The 16865-nt window shown below is 67.5% G+C and carries 21 protein-coding genes and 1 tRNA gene; 9 read left to right on the plus strand and 13 right to left on the minus strand.

The features are described from left to right. Positions 1 to 27: 27 nt before the first annotated feature. From ILT43_RS01375 to ILT43_RS01390, 4 genes are read right to left on the minus strand one after another with little or no spacing between them, the layout of a single operon-like run. Positions 28 to 1644, minus strand: coding sequence for a histidine kinase famiy protein (locus tag ILT43_RS01375; protein WP_204193469.1), 1617 nt, complete (start codon positions 1642 to 1644; stop codon positions 28 to 30). A gap of 49 nt (positions 1645 to 1693) precedes the next feature. After that, positions 1694 to 2341 carry a DUF2497 domain-containing protein gene (locus ILT43_RS01380; protein WP_204193470.1) on the minus strand — a complete coding sequence of 216 codons (648 nt, stop codon included), beginning with the start codon at positions 2339 to 2341 and terminating at the stop codon, positions 1694 to 1696. A 27-nt stretch (positions 2342 to 2368) separates the two neighbouring features. Continuing rightward, the gene (locus ILT43_RS01385; protein ID WP_204193472.1) at positions 2369 to 3904 is read right to left on the minus strand and encodes a TolC family outer membrane protein; all 1536 of its coding nucleotides are present in this window, start codon (positions 3902 to 3904) and stop codon (positions 2369 to 2371) included. A gap of 4 nt (positions 3905 to 3908) precedes the next feature. Continuing rightward, entirely contained in the window at positions 3909 to 4574 is a 666-nt protein-coding gene (locus ILT43_RS01390; RefSeq protein WP_204193473.1) for a protein-L-isoaspartate O-methyltransferase family protein, read from the minus strand. A gap of 231 nt (positions 4575 to 4805) precedes the next feature. Between ILT43_RS01390 and ILT43_RS01395 the strand changes: the two genes are divergently transcribed. Together ILT43_RS01395 and ILT43_RS01400 are read left to right on the plus strand one after the other, a co-directional pair. Continuing rightward, a tRNA-Cys gene (locus ILT43_RS01395) sits at positions 4806 to 4879 on the plus strand. Positions 4880 to 5079: 200 nt separating this feature from the next. Beyond that, positions 5080 to 5745 (plus strand): PEPxxWA-CTERM sorting domain-containing protein, encoded by a 666-nt coding sequence (locus tag ILT43_RS01400; RefSeq protein WP_204193475.1) that lies wholly within the window; start codon positions 5080 to 5082, stop codon positions 5743 to 5745. 59 nt (positions 5746 to 5804) lie between these two features. On the opposite strand, the gene ILT43_RS01405 is transcribed toward ILT43_RS01400, so the two are convergent. Then, positions 5805 to 6239 (minus strand): (deoxy)nucleoside triphosphate pyrophosphohydrolase, encoded by a 435-nt coding sequence (locus ILT43_RS01405; protein WP_204193477.1) that lies wholly within the window; start codon positions 6237 to 6239, stop codon positions 5805 to 5807. A 39-nt stretch (positions 6240 to 6278) separates the two neighbouring features. Between ILT43_RS01405 and ILT43_RS01410 the strand changes: the two genes are divergently transcribed. The 3 genes from ILT43_RS01410 (at position 6279) to ILT43_RS19390 (ending at position 7006) form a co-directional block, all read left to right on the plus strand. Next, positions 6279 to 6467 (plus strand): Flp family type IVb pilin, encoded by a 189-nt coding sequence (locus ILT43_RS01410; protein WP_204193479.1) that lies wholly within the window; start codon positions 6279 to 6281, stop codon positions 6465 to 6467. A 116-nt stretch (positions 6468 to 6583) separates the two neighbouring features. Next, positions 6584 to 6751, plus strand: coding sequence for a Flp family type IVb pilin (locus ILT43_RS01415; protein ID WP_204193481.1), 168 nt, complete (start codon positions 6584 to 6586; stop codon positions 6749 to 6751). A gap of 87 nt (positions 6752 to 6838) precedes the next feature. After that, positions 6839 to 7006 carry a Flp family type IVb pilin gene (locus tag ILT43_RS19390; RefSeq protein WP_318293465.1) on the plus strand — a complete coding sequence of 56 codons (168 nt, stop codon included), beginning with the start codon at positions 6839 to 6841 and terminating at the stop codon, positions 7004 to 7006. 19 nt (positions 7007 to 7025) lie between these two features. On the opposite strand, the gene ILT43_RS01425 is transcribed toward ILT43_RS19390, so the two are convergent. The 4 genes from ILT43_RS01425 to ILT43_RS19640 are packed head-to-tail and all read right to left on the minus strand — an operon-like array spanning position 7026 to position 10780. After that, positions 7026 to 7973: an acetyl-CoA carboxylase carboxyltransferase subunit alpha gene (locus ILT43_RS01425; RefSeq protein WP_204193485.1), complete on the minus strand. Its 948-nt coding sequence runs from the start codon at positions 7971 to 7973 to the stop codon at positions 7026 to 7028. Between the two features lie 11 nt (positions 7974 to 7984). Further along, positions 7985 to 8890, minus strand: coding sequence for a tyrosine-type recombinase/integrase (locus tag ILT43_RS01430; RefSeq protein ID WP_204193486.1), 906 nt, complete (start codon positions 8888 to 8890; stop codon positions 7985 to 7987). Further along, positions 8887 to 10662 (minus strand): hypothetical protein, encoded by a 1776-nt coding sequence (locus ILT43_RS01435; RefSeq protein WP_204193488.1) that lies wholly within the window; start codon positions 10660 to 10662, stop codon positions 8887 to 8889. The genes ILT43_RS01430 and ILT43_RS01435 overlap by 4 nt, the downstream gene beginning before the upstream one ends. Beyond that, complete coding sequence (locus tag ILT43_RS19640; protein ID WP_275431401.1) at positions 10646 to 10780, minus strand: hypothetical protein; 135 nt, start codon at positions 10778 to 10780, stop codon at positions 10646 to 10648. The genes ILT43_RS01435 and ILT43_RS19640 overlap by 17 nt, the downstream gene beginning before the upstream one ends. A 94-nt stretch (positions 10781 to 10874) precedes the next feature. Here ILT43_RS19640 and ILT43_RS01440 point away from each other — a divergent pair, with 94 nt between their 5' ends. The 4 genes from ILT43_RS01440 (at position 10875) to ILT43_RS01455 (ending at position 13348) form a co-directional block, all read left to right on the plus strand. Next, on the plus strand, positions 10875 to 11450 hold the full coding sequence (locus ILT43_RS01440; RefSeq protein ID WP_204193490.1) for a shikimate kinase: 576 nt from the start codon (positions 10875 to 10877) through the stop codon (positions 11448 to 11450). Continuing rightward, a complete protein-coding gene (gene aroB, locus ILT43_RS01445; protein ID WP_204193491.1) occupies positions 11447 to 12547 on the plus strand; it encodes a 3-dehydroquinate synthase in 1101 nt (366 codons plus the stop codon). The genes ILT43_RS01440 and aroB overlap by 4 nt, the downstream gene beginning before the upstream one ends. Further along, a complete protein-coding gene (locus tag ILT43_RS01450) occupies positions 12547 to 12690 on the plus strand; it encodes a DUF2256 domain-containing protein (RefSeq protein WP_204193493.1) in 144 nt (47 codons plus the stop codon). Before aroB ends, ILT43_RS01450 begins: the two co-directional genes overlap by 1 nt. A 91-nt stretch (positions 12691 to 12781) precedes the next feature. Next, a complete protein-coding gene (locus ILT43_RS01455) occupies positions 12782 to 13348 on the plus strand; it encodes a PEPxxWA-CTERM sorting domain-containing protein (protein ID WP_204193495.1) in 567 nt (188 codons plus the stop codon). A gap of 58 nt (positions 13349 to 13406) precedes the next feature. Here ILT43_RS01455 and ILT43_RS01460 read toward each other — a convergent pair whose 3' ends face one another. From ILT43_RS01460 to ILT43_RS01475, 4 genes are read right to left on the minus strand one after another with little or no spacing between them, the layout of a single operon-like run. Beyond that, the gene (locus ILT43_RS01460; protein WP_204193497.1) at positions 13407 to 13730 is read right to left on the minus strand and encodes a DUF423 domain-containing protein; all 324 of its coding nucleotides are present in this window, start codon (positions 13728 to 13730) and stop codon (positions 13407 to 13409) included. Beyond that, a complete protein-coding gene (locus ILT43_RS01465) occupies positions 13730 to 15475 on the minus strand; it encodes a cation:proton antiporter domain-containing protein (RefSeq protein ID WP_204193499.1) in 1746 nt (581 codons plus the stop codon). The genes ILT43_RS01460 and ILT43_RS01465 overlap by 1 nt, the downstream gene beginning before the upstream one ends. Next, positions 15475 to 15924 (minus strand): iron-sulfur cluster assembly scaffold protein, encoded by a 450-nt coding sequence (locus tag ILT43_RS01470; RefSeq protein WP_204193501.1) that lies wholly within the window; start codon positions 15922 to 15924, stop codon positions 15475 to 15477. The genes ILT43_RS01465 and ILT43_RS01470 overlap by 1 nt, the downstream gene beginning before the upstream one ends. Then, the gene (locus ILT43_RS01475; protein WP_204193503.1) at positions 15921 to 16484 is read right to left on the minus strand and encodes a CvpA family protein; all 564 of its coding nucleotides are present in this window, start codon (positions 16482 to 16484) and stop codon (positions 15921 to 15923) included. The genes ILT43_RS01470 and ILT43_RS01475 overlap by 4 nt, the downstream gene beginning before the upstream one ends. Positions 16485 to 16865: the final 381 nt, after the last annotated feature.

Genomic DNA, 16865 nt, shown 5'->3' on the forward strand with positions numbered 1-16865 from the left:
AGAAGCCTTAACCTGCGACAACAAGCCTCAGGTTCGCGCGCCGGGTTTGTCGAGCACCTGACGGATGCGTTCGTTCAGTTCGGTGCGGCGATAGGGTTTCCGGATCAGTTCGTAGCTGCGCGCACCCTCGTCGATCGCCTCGTCCGCGAAACCGGTGGTCAGCAGCACCGCGGTGCGCGGATAGTCGCGCTTCACGGCGTTGGCGAGACCGACGCCGTTCATGCCGCCGGGCATGAGGATGTCGGTGAACAGCAGCTTGAAGTCCGAGTCGCCGGCCAGCACGTCGAGCGCGGCGCGCGCGCTGTTCACGAGCGTGACGTCATAGCCGAGGTCCCGCAGCATCTCCTGCCCGAGTTCGCCGACCTCGATCTGGTCCTCGACCATCAGCACGCGTTCGACGCCACCGCGCGACTGTGGCTGGACGACCGGCGAGCGGCGTTCGGTAGAGGAACCGCTGGCGCGTGGGAAGTAGAGGGTGAAGAGCGCGCCACCGCCCTCCTGATTTTCGGCCGTGGCGAGCCCGCCGGACTGGCGCATGAAACCATAGACCATCGCGAGGCCGAGGCCAGTACCCTTGCCCATTTCCTTGGTCGTGAAGAACGGGTCGAAGATCTTGTCGACGATCGTCGGATCGATGCCCGGACCATCGTCGCCGATCGTGATCGCGGCATATTCGCCGGGCTGTAGCTTCAGCGAAGCGCCGGCACCGTCGTCGGGCAACACGGCGTTGCGCGTGGAGATCGTGATCGTGCCCGATCCGCCCAGCGCGTCGCGGCCGTTGCCGATGATGTTGAGCAGCGCCATTTCCGCCTGCACCGGATCGATGCGGCAGTTCCACAAATGGTCGTCGAGCTGGCGACGCAGAGTCACTCCCTCCCCTGCGGTGCGATCGAGGATCGGGCGGAAGTCGGCGATCAGCTGGTTGAAATTGAGCAGGCGGTCACGCAACTCCTGCTTGCGCGCGAACGCGAGCAGTTGCTGGGTCAGCGTCGCGCCGCGATTGGCCGACATCGCGATCGCATCGACCGCCCGGCGCGCGCCGCGGTCGGACGCGTCGATCTTCGCTTCGAGGATATCGACATATCCCAGAATGACTTGCAGAAGATTATTGAAGTCGTGCGCGATACCGCCGGTCAGCTTGCCGACGGCCTCCATCTTCTGCGCTTCGTGCAGCGCCTCTTCCGCCTCGCGACGGCGGGAGATGTCGAGCTGGGAGCCGAAGAAATACAGGAGCTCGCCGCTTTCGTCAAAGACGGGCGACACAAACAACGCGTTCCAGAAGGTCGAGCCATTCTTGCGGTAATTCAGGACCTCGACCGCAATCTCCTCACGCTTGGCGATCGCGGCGCGAAGCTGGTCGATGATGTCGCGATCGGTTTCCGGTCCCTGCAGGAAGCGGCAATTGGAGCCGACGATCTCGTGCTCCTCATACCCCGTCATGAAGGTGAAGGCTTCGTTGCAGAAGATGATCGGGTTGTCGGGACGCTTTGGGTCGGTGACGATCATCGGCATCCGGGTCGTCTTCACCGCGGCGAAGAAGATGTCGTGCGGCGCATCGTGCGGCGCAGCCCGGTGATCGATTACGGGCGGCGGGACATGGCCATGTTCGAAATCGTCCGTACCCGCCAGGTCATGTGTTCCCATGCCGAGCGAACCGTTCGGCCGATCTTCAGTTCCGTTCGTCACGCGTCCGCTATCTCGGCTGACCGGTAATGCGCGCAATCTCGTCCGCGACCATCGTCTCGACCATCGCCGGCAGATTGCGGTCGAGCCAATCGCGCAGCATCGGCCGCAGCATGTCGCGGACCATCCCTTCCAGCGTGCCGTCGCTGGCGGGATCGGGCTTCACGAGGAGACGCGACAGGTTCTCGAGCGATCCCCGGCTCGCTTCGGCGGCGGAGGCGGAGATGATCGGTTCGGGCTCGGCCGCGGACGGCTTTGCGGGTGCAACGGGTTCCGGACGCGGCGGTTCGATGCGAGCGGCTTCGGCACGGCTGGCTTCGATCCGGGGAGCAGGCTCCGGCTCGGAATAGGATTGCGGTTCCGGACGGATCGGCTCGACACGCGCCGCTTCGGCGCGAGCCGTCTCCACGCGGGCGGGCTCAACATGAGCGGGTTCGGGCCGGCGATCGACGCCGGGCTCGGCGTGCGAGAATTGCGGCCGACCGGGCTCCGGCATGGGATCGCTGAGTTCCAGCACCTCATGATCGTCGTCGCGTGGCGCGGGCGCGGGACGGGACATCCGACGCCCACGCGTCGGCCCGTCGCCTTCTTCCGCGATGATCCGTTTGATGGAAGACAGGATTTCTTCCATCGACGGCTCCACGCTCATGTCCCCCATCAGCGGCACTTCCCGATCGAAACGCCCCTACTGGCGGTTCGGCGACGACTTTCCTGTGGTTAATGCCGGGCTTCTGTCAACGTTCGAATCGAGCGCGGGGTCGAGCGGCCGGTTGACGATCGCGGTTTGGGCCGGTGTCGAACGGGTCGTTCCCGCGATCGGCGTCGGCTCTCCGTCGCCGCCAAAATCGCCGATCCGACCGCGCACGCGCTGGTAATTGATCGTGGGATCGTAGAGCGATCCGCCGTCCAGCCCCAGGTCGCGGGCCTCTGCGTTGCCCATCGCGGCGATCAGCGCGAAGCCTGCGACATAGGCATCGCGGCGCGCGGTGACGAGCGTCACCTGGCTGTTCAAAAGTTCCTGTTCGGCGTTGAGAATGTCGAGGATCGTCCGGGTGCCGACGCTGTTTTCGGCGCGCACACCCTCCAGGCTGAGCTTGTTGGCGTTCACCGCCGCTTCGGATGAGGCGATCACCTGCTGCGAGGATTGCCAGATCGCGTAAGCCGAGCGGGTCTGGGAGACGACGGCGCGTTCGGTCGCGGTGAGCACCTCGAGTGCCTGACCGCGGCCGGCCTCCGCCTGACGCACGCGGGCGGCGGGTTGCCCCCCCTGGAACAGCGGCAGCGACAGCTGGAAACCGGTGGTCAGGGCGGTGCCGCTGCCCGGAATGCGCTGGCCATTGGCGACGCTGGGCACCGAGCCGAGGTAATTGAAATAGGTGCCGGACGTGACCGCGGCGACGCGTGGCAGACGGGTCGCGCGAGCGACGCCGATATCGTAGCGCGTCGCATCGGCCGACTTCCGCGCAGCTAGCAACTGCGGGTTGCGATCGAGCGCCACGTCCACCGCCTGCGATGGCGACGACGGCAGATTGGGGATCACCGGCGGCTGGTCGAGCATGCCGGGCGGCGTGCCGACGACGGCGATGTAATTCTCGCGGCTGGAGATCAGCTGCGCCTCCACCGACTGAAGCTGCGCGCGGGCGAGCGCGAGTCGCGCCTCCGACTGGGCGACGTCGGTGCGGGTGAGGTCGCCGACCTGAAACCGGTCACGACTGGCGCGCAGATTGACGTCGAGGACGCGAACGTTCTGCTGGTTCAGGCCGACGATCGCCTCGTCGCGCAAAACGTTCATGTACGCGGCGACAACGTTGGTGAAGGTCGTGGCCTCCGTGTTACGGAGCGTTGCGCGGCCGGCCTCGACGCGCGTTTCCGCCGCCTTGACGGCATTCCTGACCGAGCCGCCCTGGTAGATCGGCACCGAAAACTGAAGCTGACCGTTCGCCAGCCGTTCCGGGTTCAGGAAGTTGTTGTTCGCCTGAACGACGTTTTCGGTCGCCTGACTGTTCGCGGACAGCGACGGCAGACCGCCCGAGCGGGCGATCGGAACCGTCTCGTCGGTGGCGCGCTGGGCGGCGCGCTGGCCGGTGATCGTCGGGTTGCTCGCATAGGCCTTTTGCAGCGCGTCGCGCAGCGTTTCGGCCGGGGCGGCGGTGCCCGTGAAGCAGACGAGCGGGATCGTTGCGGCGACCGACAGGCCGACGCGAGCAGTGCGAATGGTCATGAGGTCAGAACCTAAAGGCGGCGGGCTTGGTGAAGCCGGGGAGGATGACGCACTCGGCGTCGAGAAAGGGTTGCACGGCGTGGCCGCCAGCGGTGCGGGCACCGACCGCAAGGCGGGTGACGCCGTTCTGGACAAGACCGGTCGCGATCCGGGCCCCGTCGCGAAGCTGGGCGAGCAGCGCGTCCGGCAGTTCCTCGACCGCGCCGTCGACGAACAGCACGTCGTAGGGTGCACCGGGGGCATGGCCTTCGGTCAGCGGCGCTTCCACGACGGTCGCGGTGTCCCCGAGCGCGGTACGGGCGACGGCGACGAGTTCGGTATCGCTTTCGACCGCCGTCACGACCGCGCCGAGCTCGACCAGCAGCGCCGCGGTGTAGCCGCCGGTCGCGCCGATCAGCAGCACCCGGTCTGCAGGCACGATCTCGACGGCGTTGACGAGCCGCGCGGTGGCGAGCGGCGAATTCTGGTAGCGGGCGCGGCCGAGCGGGATCGCGGTGTCGCGATACGCGAGCGACGCCGCGGTCGAAGGCAGATACGCCTCGCGCGGGATCGTCGCCATCGCCGTGACGACGCGCTGGTCGTCGACCGCGTTCGGCCGTAGCTGGCTGGCGACCATCGCTTGCCGAAGCCGGGCGATGTCCACGGATGCGTGAGTCGTCGTCGTCGTCATACCACCCCCGTCGCACAACCGTATTAGTTGTGCAATACACTTGATTAACCTTGTCGTATCCCGCCCGGGCCGGGCAGCGCAAGCGGGATGGACATCGTGGCTCTTCGGTTCGCCCTTCTTAATCGGGGGATCGCGAAATTTTGGTTAACGCACGCTAACCGCGGCACACGGGTGAACTCAGCGGTTGACGCCCGGCCGTTTCCACCGCATTGCGCCGCCTCCCCGCGTCGAGGCCCGATGGCGGAGTGGTGACGCAGAGGACTGCAAATCCTTGCACCCGGGTTCGATTCCCGGTCGGGCCTCCAGACGGTTGAGACGCCGCCGCATGGCGCGTCGGGTCCACGTTCTTACGGTGCCGGGGCGTATGTCGTTCATGGTCCATCACGTCGGAAGTCAGTGTACTCCCACGCGTTTCACTCCGGCGAAGACGCCGAGGTCACATCAGCCAGCACCATATATGGCGGATTATCAGTCTCCTGATCGCAGCTTCTAGCCCGAATGGAATATGGCCTCCGGTTCAACCCGAGATGTACCCTCGTCGGTGGCATCGTTTCTACCGAGTCGATGTCGGGGGAGAACAACTATGAAAATGTTCAGTGCGATTTCCCTAGCAGCGATCGCGGCTGTTTCTGCGGCGTCGCCGGCGGCATCCACCACCATCGACTTCACAGGGTTTTCCACCGGCGCGACCGCCAGTCCCATCGTGTATCCAGAAGCGACCTTCACCTCTTCGACCCGGCGGTTTTTCGTCGGCGCTGCGGGACTGGCGACTGAAATCTGCCCGTATACAGTCGGCGGCGACTGTTCGGCGTCGATGAGCGTCCTGTTTTCGGCCGCGGTCGACGGCCTGACGTTCGAAACGTCGGGCTATGACGGGGCGTCGAACCTGTTCGTCTCCGGAACCGGTGCGGGTGGCGCGTTCGCTATTTCGTTCAACAACGGCGGCGGTTTCGATACGCTCTTTATCGACCTCACTGCTTTCAGCGGCATCACCAGCCTGTCGCTGAGCACCGACGACCCTGCGGGCGTTGCGTATGACGCGTTCACGTTCCAGGCGAGCGGCGCCGTTCCGGAGCCTGCCTCCTGGGCACTGATGATCGCGGGAGCCGGGGTTGCAGGCGGCGCTCTCCGCCGTCGCCGTTCGGTCAAGACGAGCATTTCATTCGCCTGAATTGCTCGGTTGCGGACTATCTTGCGAGGGCCGTCGATCGTCGGATCGGCGGCCCCTTTTCATTGCCCATTTTGCACCGGAAGCGCCCGCGATAGCGACAGGGCTGCCAGCAGCGGTATGTCGGCGGGCGGCATGGACAACGAGGCAAGGTCGGCCGGCAATCCCCATCGCAGGGCGCTCGCCTCGATCGCACGCGGTTCTCCCGTCCAGCCGCTCACGGCGTAGAGCAGCAACAGCAGATGGCGCCCGCCGTCCGCCGGCACGCTGGCGAACGTCACCGGAGTCGGCGCGGCGACATCGACGGAGATCCCCAATTCCTCTCGCAGCTCCCGGACGAGCGCGGCTTCGGGCGATTCGTCGGGCTCGATCTTGCCGCCGGGAAATTCCCACAGGCCGCCATGCGCCTTTTCGACCGGGCGTTGCTGCATCAGCACTCGACCCGCCGGATCGATCAGCGCAGCAGCGACGACGGGCAGGAGGATGGTGCCTGTCATCTCATGATTCCTTAAAGCCTGTGCCGTAATCGGCCGATCATGCGGACGCTGTTCCAGACCCTATTCGATTCCCGTGTCCGTCGCGACAAGCGCGGTGCCACGTCCGTCGAATATGGCATGATCCTCGCCTTCGTCGTGCTGGTGATGCTGGCGACGCTGAGCCAGGTCGCGGACGTGACCACGCATCTTTGGAACAACGTGTCCGACAAGGTCCAGAAAGCATCCTGAAAACAACCGGTCCGGGCTTAAGACGTTTTTAATGCCCGCCGCCTAGACACCGTGGTGCTGACCCGGTGAACCGCCGGTAGGCCGGGTGACTGAAGCTTCAGATACGGAGACCGGAAATGCAGATGATCCGCAAGATTTTCAAGAACAAGAAGGGCGCCACCGCCATCGAGTATGGCCTGATCGCCGCTCTGATCGCCGTCGCCGCCATTGCCGCGATGCAGGGCCTGGGTGGCCAGCTCAAGAAGACCTTCGAGAACGTTTCGTCGAACATGAAGGCTGGCTGATAGCCACCTTCGACGACGACGAACGAAGTTCGGGCGGCGGGGCAGATGTTCCGCCGCCCGAATTGTTTCTACCGGGAGAATAACGTGATCAAGCTATTTCGAAAGGTGTTCGCAGAGCGCCGCGCCGCGACTGCGATCGAGTACGGCCTGATCGCAGCACTGATCGCCGTCGCCGCGATCGCCGCAATGCAGGGACTGGGCGGCAAGGTCAAAAAGACGTTCGAAAACGTCTCGTCCAACATGAAGGTGTCGTAGGGCCTCTACAGGTGGGTCGTCAGAGCCGGCCCATCTTCAGGAACTTGGCACGACGGGCCTGACGGAGGTCGGCCGACGACAGCGAGGACAGATCCTTCAGCGCCTTTTCCAGCGCGTCGCCGAGCGACGCGATCGCCACCTGAGGCGCACGGTGCGCCCCGCCCAGCGGTTCGGCGACAATCGTGTCGATCACGCCGAGCGCCTTCAGGTCCTGCGCGGTGACCTTCATCGCCTCCGCTGCGTCGGGCGCGCGATCGGATGTGCGCCACAGGATCGAGGCGCAGCCTTCCGGACTGATGACGGAATAGACCGCGTGTTCGAACATGATGACGCGGTTGCCGGCGGCCAGCGCCACCGCGCCGCCCGAGCCGCCTTCCCCGACGATCGCCGCGATCACCGGAACGCCCGCGTTGAGGCACGCCTCCGTCGAGCGGGCGATCGCCTCCGCCTGGCCACGTTCCTCCGCCTGGATGCCGGGGAACGCGCCGGACGTATCGACCAGCGTTACGACCGGCAGGCCGAATCGGTCGGCGAGTTCGACGAGGCGGATCGCCTTGCGATATCCCTCCGGCTTGCCCATGCCGAAATTGTGGCGGAGGCGCGTGGCGGTATCCTCGCCCTTCTCGTGCCCGATCGCGACGACCTTGCGGCCGCGGAAGGTCGCGAAACCGCCGATGATCGCCTGATCGTCCGCGAAGGCGCGGTCGCCGGCGAGCGGCAGGAATTCGTCGAACAGCCCGGCGACATAGTTCTTGAAGTGCGGCCGCTCCGGATGACGCGCGACCTGCGTCTTCTGCCACGGGGTCAGCCGGGCGAAAGTGTCGCGCAGCAGCTTGTCCGATTTGGCCTGCAACCGGCCAACATCGGTCGCGATGTCGACATTGCCGCCGGCCGCGGTGTCGCGCAGTTCGTCGATACGGCTTTGCAGCTCGGCGATCGGCTTCTCGAAGTCCAGAAAACTTGGCATCGGGCCGGCGGTTACGGCCGGCGGAGGTCGAGGTCAACGAGCGGGTGATCGCGGTTGACGAGTTCGACCAGCCGGCTGGCATCGACATGCGTGTAGATTTCGGTCGTCGCGATGTCCGCATGGCCCAGCATCGTCTGGAGCGCGCGCAGGTCTGCGCCCCCCGCCAGCAGGTGAGTCGCGAAGGCGTGACGCAGGACATGCGGGCTGACGCGATCGGGCGGCACGCCGGCCTCCGCCGCCAGCGCCTTGACCAGCTGGTACAGCCGGACGCGCGTCAGATGCTTCGCACCGGAGGGGAAGAGATACGCCTTTTCCGCCGGCACATGATCACGCCAGAGCGCGACAGCGGCGCGCGCGCGATCGGACAGCGGCACCAGCCGCTCCTTGTCGCCCTTGCCGCGGACGATCATGTACGGCCGGTCGGGCCGGATCGCGTTGCGCGGCAGCGACACCAGTTCGGTCGCGCGCAGCCCCGATCCGTAGAGAAGCTCGATCAGTGCCGAGAGTCGCAGATCGTTGGCCGACGGGTGAGCGACCGACAGCCGCTCGGTCAAGGCAGCGAACAGCCGGTCGATGTCGGCATGGCTCAGCGCCTTCGGAAGCGGGCGTGCGGAACCCGGACGGGGCAGCGCCGCACCCGGATCGTCGCGGCGATGGCCCTCGTCCTGAAGGAATGCGTAGAAGCGCCTGAGCGCCGCCGCCTTGCGCGCGACGGTGGCGCGGGCGAGCGACGACCAGCCGCCGGCCAGACGCTGCAACGTCGCCTCGTCTGCGGACGCGAGCCCGCCGCCGGTCGCCTCCGACGCCAGCGCCAGATCGCTGCGATAGGCGGCCAGCGTGTTCGCCGCCGCGCCCGCCTCCGCCGCCAGCATTTCCAGGAAGCGATCGATCAGCGGCCGATCGCTCAGGGGCGTCATGGCCGTGCGATCGCCTCTGCGGCGATCATCCGCGCCTCGCCGTCGAGACCGACCGCTCGCAGTGCCGTGACGATGCGGTACAGTGACTCGGGCGGCACCCCGCGCCACGATCCCGCCTGCATGCCGATCGCCGACAAGAGCAGCACCGTGCCCGCCTGGCCGTCGGCGGCGGCACGGTCGAGCGCGCGCGTCCAGCTGTTCGCGGCACCGATCCGCACGTCGAGCGCCTCGGCCGCGCGTTCGATATCCTCCGCCGAGAGCCGACCCAGACCCGCGAGCCCGGCGAACAACAGCCGCCGCTTCACTTCGCTGCCGCCGTCATAGCCCTGAAGCTGCGCGTAGGTAACGTTCCCGCGATCGGGATCGGCCAGCGCGAGCATCGCCCAGCCGTCGCTGCCCGCCGCCACCGCGCCCGCCCAGCGGCTCGCCGTACGATCGAGCCCCGCCGACAGCAACGACGCCACGATGCGGTTCGCGTCGGCATTGTCGGCGCGCGCAGGCTGACGCACCGCGGCGCGCGCCGTAAGGACGAGCCGGCCATAGGACGGCGTCGCGCCCCAGAGTTGTCGCAGCGCCGCCATCCGCGTCGCCGAATCGACACCGGCATAGGCGGTGCGCAGGTCGGTGGCGGTGGCGGTCGGGCCGGACGGCGCATCGTCGTCCGCCGCGACCGCGCCGTACAGATTCACGAGTGCCGCGTTGGAGAACACCCCCTGCCCCGCCGCGGCCTCCGCCGCATCGACGCGCTGCGCCAGCGGGATACCGGGAGCCAGCGCGCGCCAAGAGGTGGCTTGCGAGCCAACGCCCGTGAACAGCGCATCGGGGATCGTCGCGCCGGTCGCCGCGGCGAGCCCGAAACGCCACGTCGTCAGCCGGTCGACGCCGTCCCACTCGATCGTCACCGCCTGCCGGCCCTGACTGCCCGCCCCGATGACCTTTTCCGCCAGCAACAGGTCGACGCCCGTTGCCAGGCGACGACGGCGCAGGGCGGTGAACTGCGCGCGCGCCTTCGCCCCGTCCCCCGCGAGCGCCGCGCACATCGGCTGCGCGAACGCCCAGCCCCGCTCACCCGTCGCCGCACGACCGGCATCGGCCAGCGGGCAAAGCCCGGCGGGATCGCCCGTCGCCAGCATCGCGTTCATCGCGACCTGATACAGCTTGGGCGTGAAATCGGCGTTGTCGACGCCCTGCACGACCGCGCGCGCCGCGACCGCTTCGCCCATGCGCAGCAGCAGCCACGCGCGCTCGGCGGCGAAATCCGCACCGTTGATGCCGTTCGGCGGCTGCACGCGCGACACCAGTGCGCGACGCAAAGCGATCGACAGCCAGCGGGACGGCAGCGGCGCGGCGGTTCGGCGCATCAGCGCCTCGACGAACCCTCCGTCCGCGCCGGCGAACGCGTCACGTCCGACCTCGGTCGCGAAGCCCACCGAGTTCAGCGAGCGACGCGCGAAGGCCGGCATCTCGTACCGCGCCAGAGTGGCCGGATCGATCGGCGACGGCGTGGCGCTGGGCGTCGCGGTCGGCGTCGCGCTGGGCGTGTCGGAGGGCAGCGGCTGGATGAAGCCCGTGGCAGCGGGCGACGGCGTCGTGCCCGGTGCCGGCTGGGGCACGCGGCCGGGCGCGGCCGGACGGGCCGTGGGCGCGGGGGTCGGAGCAGCGTCGCCGAAGCCGGGCGGCAGGATCGATTCGGGCCGCTCCTGCGCCAGCGCCGCGGCAGCCGCGGCGGCGATTACGGCCGCGGCAAGACCCGCCTTACTGGAGGTTCGCAAGCGAAACCTGCTTCTCGACCTGGGTCATCGGGCGCTCACCATCCCGACCCGCCAGCAGGAACAATCCGCCGATCACCACGACCAGGATGACGACGACGGTGATGACCAGGCGGGACATGGCGAACCTTATACGCTGCGGGCACGAGACGAAATTTACGAACGGGACGAGCGCTTTTGCGCGATCGCCCGTGCGCTGTATAGCGACGACCGCGATGTTGCAAAGCCACTCTCCCTGGGACGGCCGGCCGATCGTGCTCGTCGGGCTGATGGGGGTGGGGAAATCCACCGTCGGCCGGCGGCTCGCCGGGCGGTTGCGTCTTCCCTTCGTCGACGCCGATCATGCGATCGAGGAAGCGGCGGGGATGACCGTGGCCGAAATCTTCGAACAGTTCGGCGAGCCCTATTTCCGCGACGGCGAGCGGCGAGTGATCGCTCGCCTGATGGACGGCAAGGCCAAGGTCATCGCGACCGGCGGTGGCGCCTTCGTCAACGAGGAGACACGCGCGCTGATCCTCGATCAGGCGACCGCGATCTGGCTGACCGCGCATCCCGACGTGCTGGCGGAAAGGGTCGGGCGGCGCGACACGCGTCCGCTGCTGCGTGGCAAGAACCCGCGTCAGGTGCTCGCCGATCTCGCCCGCGTGCGCGACCCGATCTATGCGCAGGCGCATATCCACATCGTCAGCCAGCGCGGTCCGCACGAAGCCACGGTGACGGCGATCCTGCGCGCGATCGGACAGGCGCCGCAACCTGCCCCACCGCAAAACCCACCGGGAGCCGAACAGTGAAGACCGTGACCGTCGAACTCGGCGCGCGCCGCTATCCGATCCTGATCGAGGCGGGGCTGTTGGCGCATGCGGCCGAACACATCGGGCCGCTGGTCCGTGGCCGCACCGTGGCGATCGTCACCGACGAGAATGTCCGCGCGCACCTTGCGACGGTGCAGGCGTCGCTGGCCGGCGCGGGTATTCCGAGCGAGGCGCTGGTGCTGCCGCCCGGAGAGGCGACGAAAAGCTGGGCGACGCTCCAGCAGGTCTGCGACTGGCTGTTGCGGCTGGGCGTCGAGCGCGGCGATCATGTCGTGGCGCTGGGGGGTGGTGTGATCGGCGACCTCGTCGGCTTTGCCTGCGCCATCCTGAAGCGCGGGTGCGGATTCATCCAGGTGCCGACGACGTTGCTGGCGCAGGTCGATTCGTCGGTGGGCGGCAAGACCGCGATCAACACCGCTGCGGGCAAGAACCTGATCGGCGCGTTCCACCAGCCGGCGCTGGTCCTGATCGACCCCGACGTGCTCGACACGCTGGCGCCGCGCGAAGTCCGCGCCGGCTATGCGGAGGTCGTGAAATACGGCCTGATCGACGATGCGGATTTCTTCGACTGGTGCGAGGCGAACGGTCACGCGCTGTTGGCGGGCGACGCGGCGGCGCGGGTCGAGGCGATATCGCACGCGGTGGCGGCAAAAGCGCGGATCGTCGCGGCGGACGAGCACGAGACGAACGGCATCCGCGCGCTCCTGAACCTCGGCCACACCTTCGGCCACGCGCTCGAGGCGGAGGCGGGTTTTGACGGCACCCTGATCCACGGAGAGGGCGTGGCCGCCGGCATTGCGCTCGCCTTCCGCTATTCGGTGGCGCGCGGACTGTGTCCGCCGGCGGATGTGGAGCGGGTGGCGGCGCATTTCCGTGTCGCCGGGCTGCCCGATGGGCTGGCGGCGGCGGGTATCGCCGCATCGGGCGCGCGGCTGGTCGAGCATATGCGCCACGACAAGAAGATGGCGGCGGGCACCCTGCCCTTCCTGCTCGCGCGTGGCATCGGCCAGACCTATCTCGACCGATCGGTGGACCTCGCCGATGTCGAGCGCTTCCTCGACCGCGAACCGCGCTGATGCCGAACGGCGTCGCCAAGCGCGATCTCCCCACCAAGACCTGCCCGGCGTGCGAGCGACCGTTCACGTGGCGCAAGAAATGGGCGCGAGACTGGGATTCGGTCGTGTATTGCTCGGACGCGTGCCGGAAGAAGCGTTTGTAAACAACGAATTGATTGATTGACGACCAGCGATTCTTAACGGATCATTTACAAACTGCCGGGGGACCGTCCGAGTCGAACAGGGAGAATTACGATGAAGACCATCACATTCGCCGCACTTGCCGCTGCCATGACGATCACCGCACCCGCCGCCGCCGCGACCTATGTCGCGACGGGTACCACGGTTGGTGGACCGACTTTCAACCGTCCGCTTGCCGGATCGCCGCCGACGGGACTGTCCGGTGTCGGTACCGCCGTCAGCTACGACGTGTTCGGATTCACGGTCGGAACGTCGGGAAGTTACACGTTGTCCACGGAGACGGGGTTCGACAGCTTCCTCGTGCTGTACTCGGGCATGTTCGACCCGTCGTCGCCCCTGATGAACGCGCTGGGGGCCGACGACGATTCGGCCGCTTCCTTCGGTGACGCGATCCTGACGAGCAGCCTGCTCGCGGGTACGTCCTACTTCGCGGTGGTCACTGCCTTCAGCAACGGCGTCGAAGGAGCCTACACGCTGACGATCGACGGACCGGGGACGATCGCACCGATCGGCGGCGCGGTGCCGGAGCCCGCGACATGGGCAATGATGCTGGCCGGCGTCGGCATGATCGGTGGCGGCATGCGCTATCGCCGCCGTCGAACGACGCTCGCCTATAGCTGAACCGTAGCGGTAGCATGATGGAGGGCTGTCGATCGGGGGATCGGCGGCCCTTTCTGCGTCAGGGCCGCAATGTCCACGCCAGCCACAGCCAGCCGCCGATCATCAGCGCGCCGCCGATCGGGGTGATCGCGCCGAACCAGCGGGGTGCCCCTAGCGCCATTGCGTAGAGGGTGAGCGCGAATACCGCCCCGCCCGCGACGAACAGCCAGCCCGGTCCGCGCGCCTCCAGCCGCAGCGCGACCAGTGCGGCGACGGCGTGCACGAGTTGATACTGGCCGCCGGTGCGCAGCCATTCCTGCGCCTCGCCATGGGCACCATGGGCGCCGAACGCGCCCGCGATGACGGCCAGTGCGCCCGACAGCGCCGCGATCGTTCCCAGCATCAGTCCCTCGCCGGTTGCGTGATGATGCCGCCGATCCCGGCGCGCAGGTCGCCCGCCTCGACCTGCTTGCGCAGCCGTTCACGATCGTTGGCTCGGTAGCCCTGCTCAGCGCGGTCAATCGCGGTGTCGTCGACGCCGATCGCCCCCAGCGCGCGGCGACCCATCGAGATCGCCGATTCCAGCACCTCGCGCACCACATATTCCGCCTTGCTGTGACTAAGCTTGATCAGCGCGCGGCGGTCGTAGGCGCGCACGAAGATCGTCGCATTCGGGAAGGCGGCATGAACCCCTTCGAGAATGTCGGCGTCGATCTGGTCGCCATCGATGCAGAACAACAGCAGTTCCGCCTCCGAAGCGCCCGCCTGACGCAACAGGTCGAGGCGGGTGCCGTCGCCGTAATAGACCTTCGCCCCGAATTCGCTGGCGACGTCGATCATCTCGATATCGGTGTCGACCAGCGTCACCGGCACGCCCTCCGCGATCAGCATCTGCGCGACGGTCTGACCGAAGCGCCCGTACCCGACGATGATCGCGTTCGCGCCGTCGGTCTTCGGACCGTCGCGTTCCTGATCCTTGACGATCGGCTGCTGTCGGAAGCGCTTGGTCGCGCTCATCAGGAACGGGGTGGACGCCATCGAGATCGTTACGATCGCGCCGAACAGGCTCGCCGCCTCGGGCGCGATCAGCAGGCCGTTCTGCGCCTGCGCGAACAGCACGAAGCCGAACTCGCCACCCTGGCTGAGCAGCAGCCCGAGCGCCAGCGCACCGCGCCACGGCATCCGGAACGCCAGGCCGATCAGGAAGATGACGAGCGTCTTCGTCGCGATCAACGCCGCCGCCATCGCGAGCACGAACAGCGGGCGCTCGGCGATCGCGGTGAGGTCCAGCATCATGCCGACCGCGAGGAAGAACAGGCCAAGCAGGATCGAGCGAAACGGCTCCACATCCGCCTCCAGCTCGTGCCGGTAGGGGCTGTCGGCCAGCATCACCCCCGCGATGAACGCACCCAGCGCGGTCGAAAGTCCGAGCACTTCCATGATCGCCGCCGAGCAGATCACCGTAAACAGCGCCGCGAATACGAACATCTCGCGCTCGCCGAGATTGCCGATCAGGCGGAAGAACGGGCGCAGGACGAAGCGGCCCGCCAGCACGAGGCCGACGACCGCGAGTACGGTGTAGACGCCCAGCAGCCAGCCCGGCGGTGCATTGGCATCCGCGGGATTGCGGCTCATCGCAGCGAGGATGGTGATGAGCGGGACGATCGACAGGTCCTGGAACAGCAGGATCGAAAAGGCGCGCTCCCCGAACGGCGTCCGCATCCGGCCCGACGATTGCAGCATCGGCAACACCTGCGCGGTCGACGACAGCGCCAGCGGCAGGCCGAGCGCGAGCGCGGCGGGACCGGAGAAATGCGCGATCCAGACGATGCCGGTGATCGCCAGCCCGCAGGCGACGACCTGAAGCAGGCCGACGCCGAAGATCTCCTGCTTCATCCGCCACAACCGCGTCGGGTTCAGCTCCAGCCCGACGATGAACAGCAGCAGGGTGATGCCGAGCTCGGCGATGCCCATCTTCGACTCGGCATCGCCGACGAGGCCCAGCACATGCGGCCCCACCGCCGCGCCCGCGACGAGATAACCGAGCGTCGCGCCGAGGCCGAGGCGGCGGAACAGCAGCACGCAGAACAATCCCGCACCCAGCAGGATCGCGCCGTCGCGCAGTAACGAAATCTGTTCATGCTCCATCAGGCGTTTTGCCCCGTCGTCATCCGTTCCGCCGCCTGTTCGGCGGCCTCGGCCGCGGCTTCGAACGCGAGCCGGATCGAGGGATGACGCGCGGTATAGCTCAGCGCGGGAGCGAAGACGGCGAGCCCCGGCCATGCCGGTGCGTCACCCTGTCCCGCCGCCAGCCAAGCCGTCAGCGTGTCGCGCGCGTCGGCCAGTTCCTGCGGAGTCTTGCCGAGGATGTGTTCCGCCAGCAGCGACGACGACGCCTGCCCCAGCGCGCAGGCGCGGACGAGCAGCCCGACTTTCGCGACGCGGCCGTCGGGGCCGAGATCGAGATCGACGGTGACGCGGCTGCCGCAGATCGCCGACCGCCTCTCGCTGGTGCCGGCGGGATCGGCCAGTCGCTCGTGATGCGCGATCGAAGAGGCGAGGCGCAGGATTTCGGTGTTGTACAGGTTGGCGGTCATTCGGCGGCTCCCGCACTGTTCTCCGACGAGGAGGACGGCGGCGTGCGCGCGCCGAAGACCGGCTGACCGCGGCGGCGGCGATCCACGAAGTCGGCGATGCCGGCGCTCGTTGCGTTCAGCAACGGATAGGTGCGGCTCTTGGTCATCCATTCCGGTCGGCGCGTCGGTCCGCCGCCGATCGTGTCGAGCACCAAAGCCGCCAGCAGGAAGACGAGGCTGGCGAGGATCAGCCCCTTGAGTGCGCCGAACCCGAACCCCAGCGCCCGGTCGAGCGGCCCAAGGACCGATGTGCGCGTCCGCGATCCGATCGCATTGGCGACGAGCTTGCCGCCGAAATAGGTGACGGCGACGATCAGCACGAACGCCAGCACTGCCGCGCCCGACACGGTGCCGACCACGCCCGTCAGCGCCTGCGCCAGCGTGATGTGGAACAGCTTCAAGGCCGCGACCATTGCCACCCACGCGAACAACGCGAGCACCTCCGCAACGAAGCCGCGCTTCAGGCCGAGCAAGGCGGACCCGACGACCGCAACGAGGACGACGATATCGAGGGAGGTCATGCGGCAGACTCAAAGCGTTCGTATCGCGCGAAGTCGAGACACGATTTGCTGGGCGTGCGCAAGGCCACCTCTGGCGGCGGTGTGCGTGCGACATCGCTCGGCGACGTAATCTGCACCTCGCTTTGGGGTTAGGGACGGAAGCCGTTGACCGTCGATCCAACGCCACAGTGCCCAGTGCGGATTGACGCTCCGGTCGGGAGCACAAGCGAAGTCGGGCAGGCCGTTGTCCCTGCGCGAAGAGCACACCTTATCGAGCTATTCCGGGGTCCGTCCACCGTCGAGCCGATCGGCAAGAGGCGCAAGTCACAGGGGTTTTCAGAGCGTCGCCCCCAAACACGTTCGGCGCGACGCGGAAAGACCGCAATGCCGACGCCGATCGTG

The sequence above is a fragment of the Sphingomonas longa genome, assembly GCF_016892685.1.
GTDB lineage: Bacteria > Pseudomonadota > Alphaproteobacteria > Sphingomonadales > Sphingomonadaceae > Sphingomonas > Sphingomonas longa.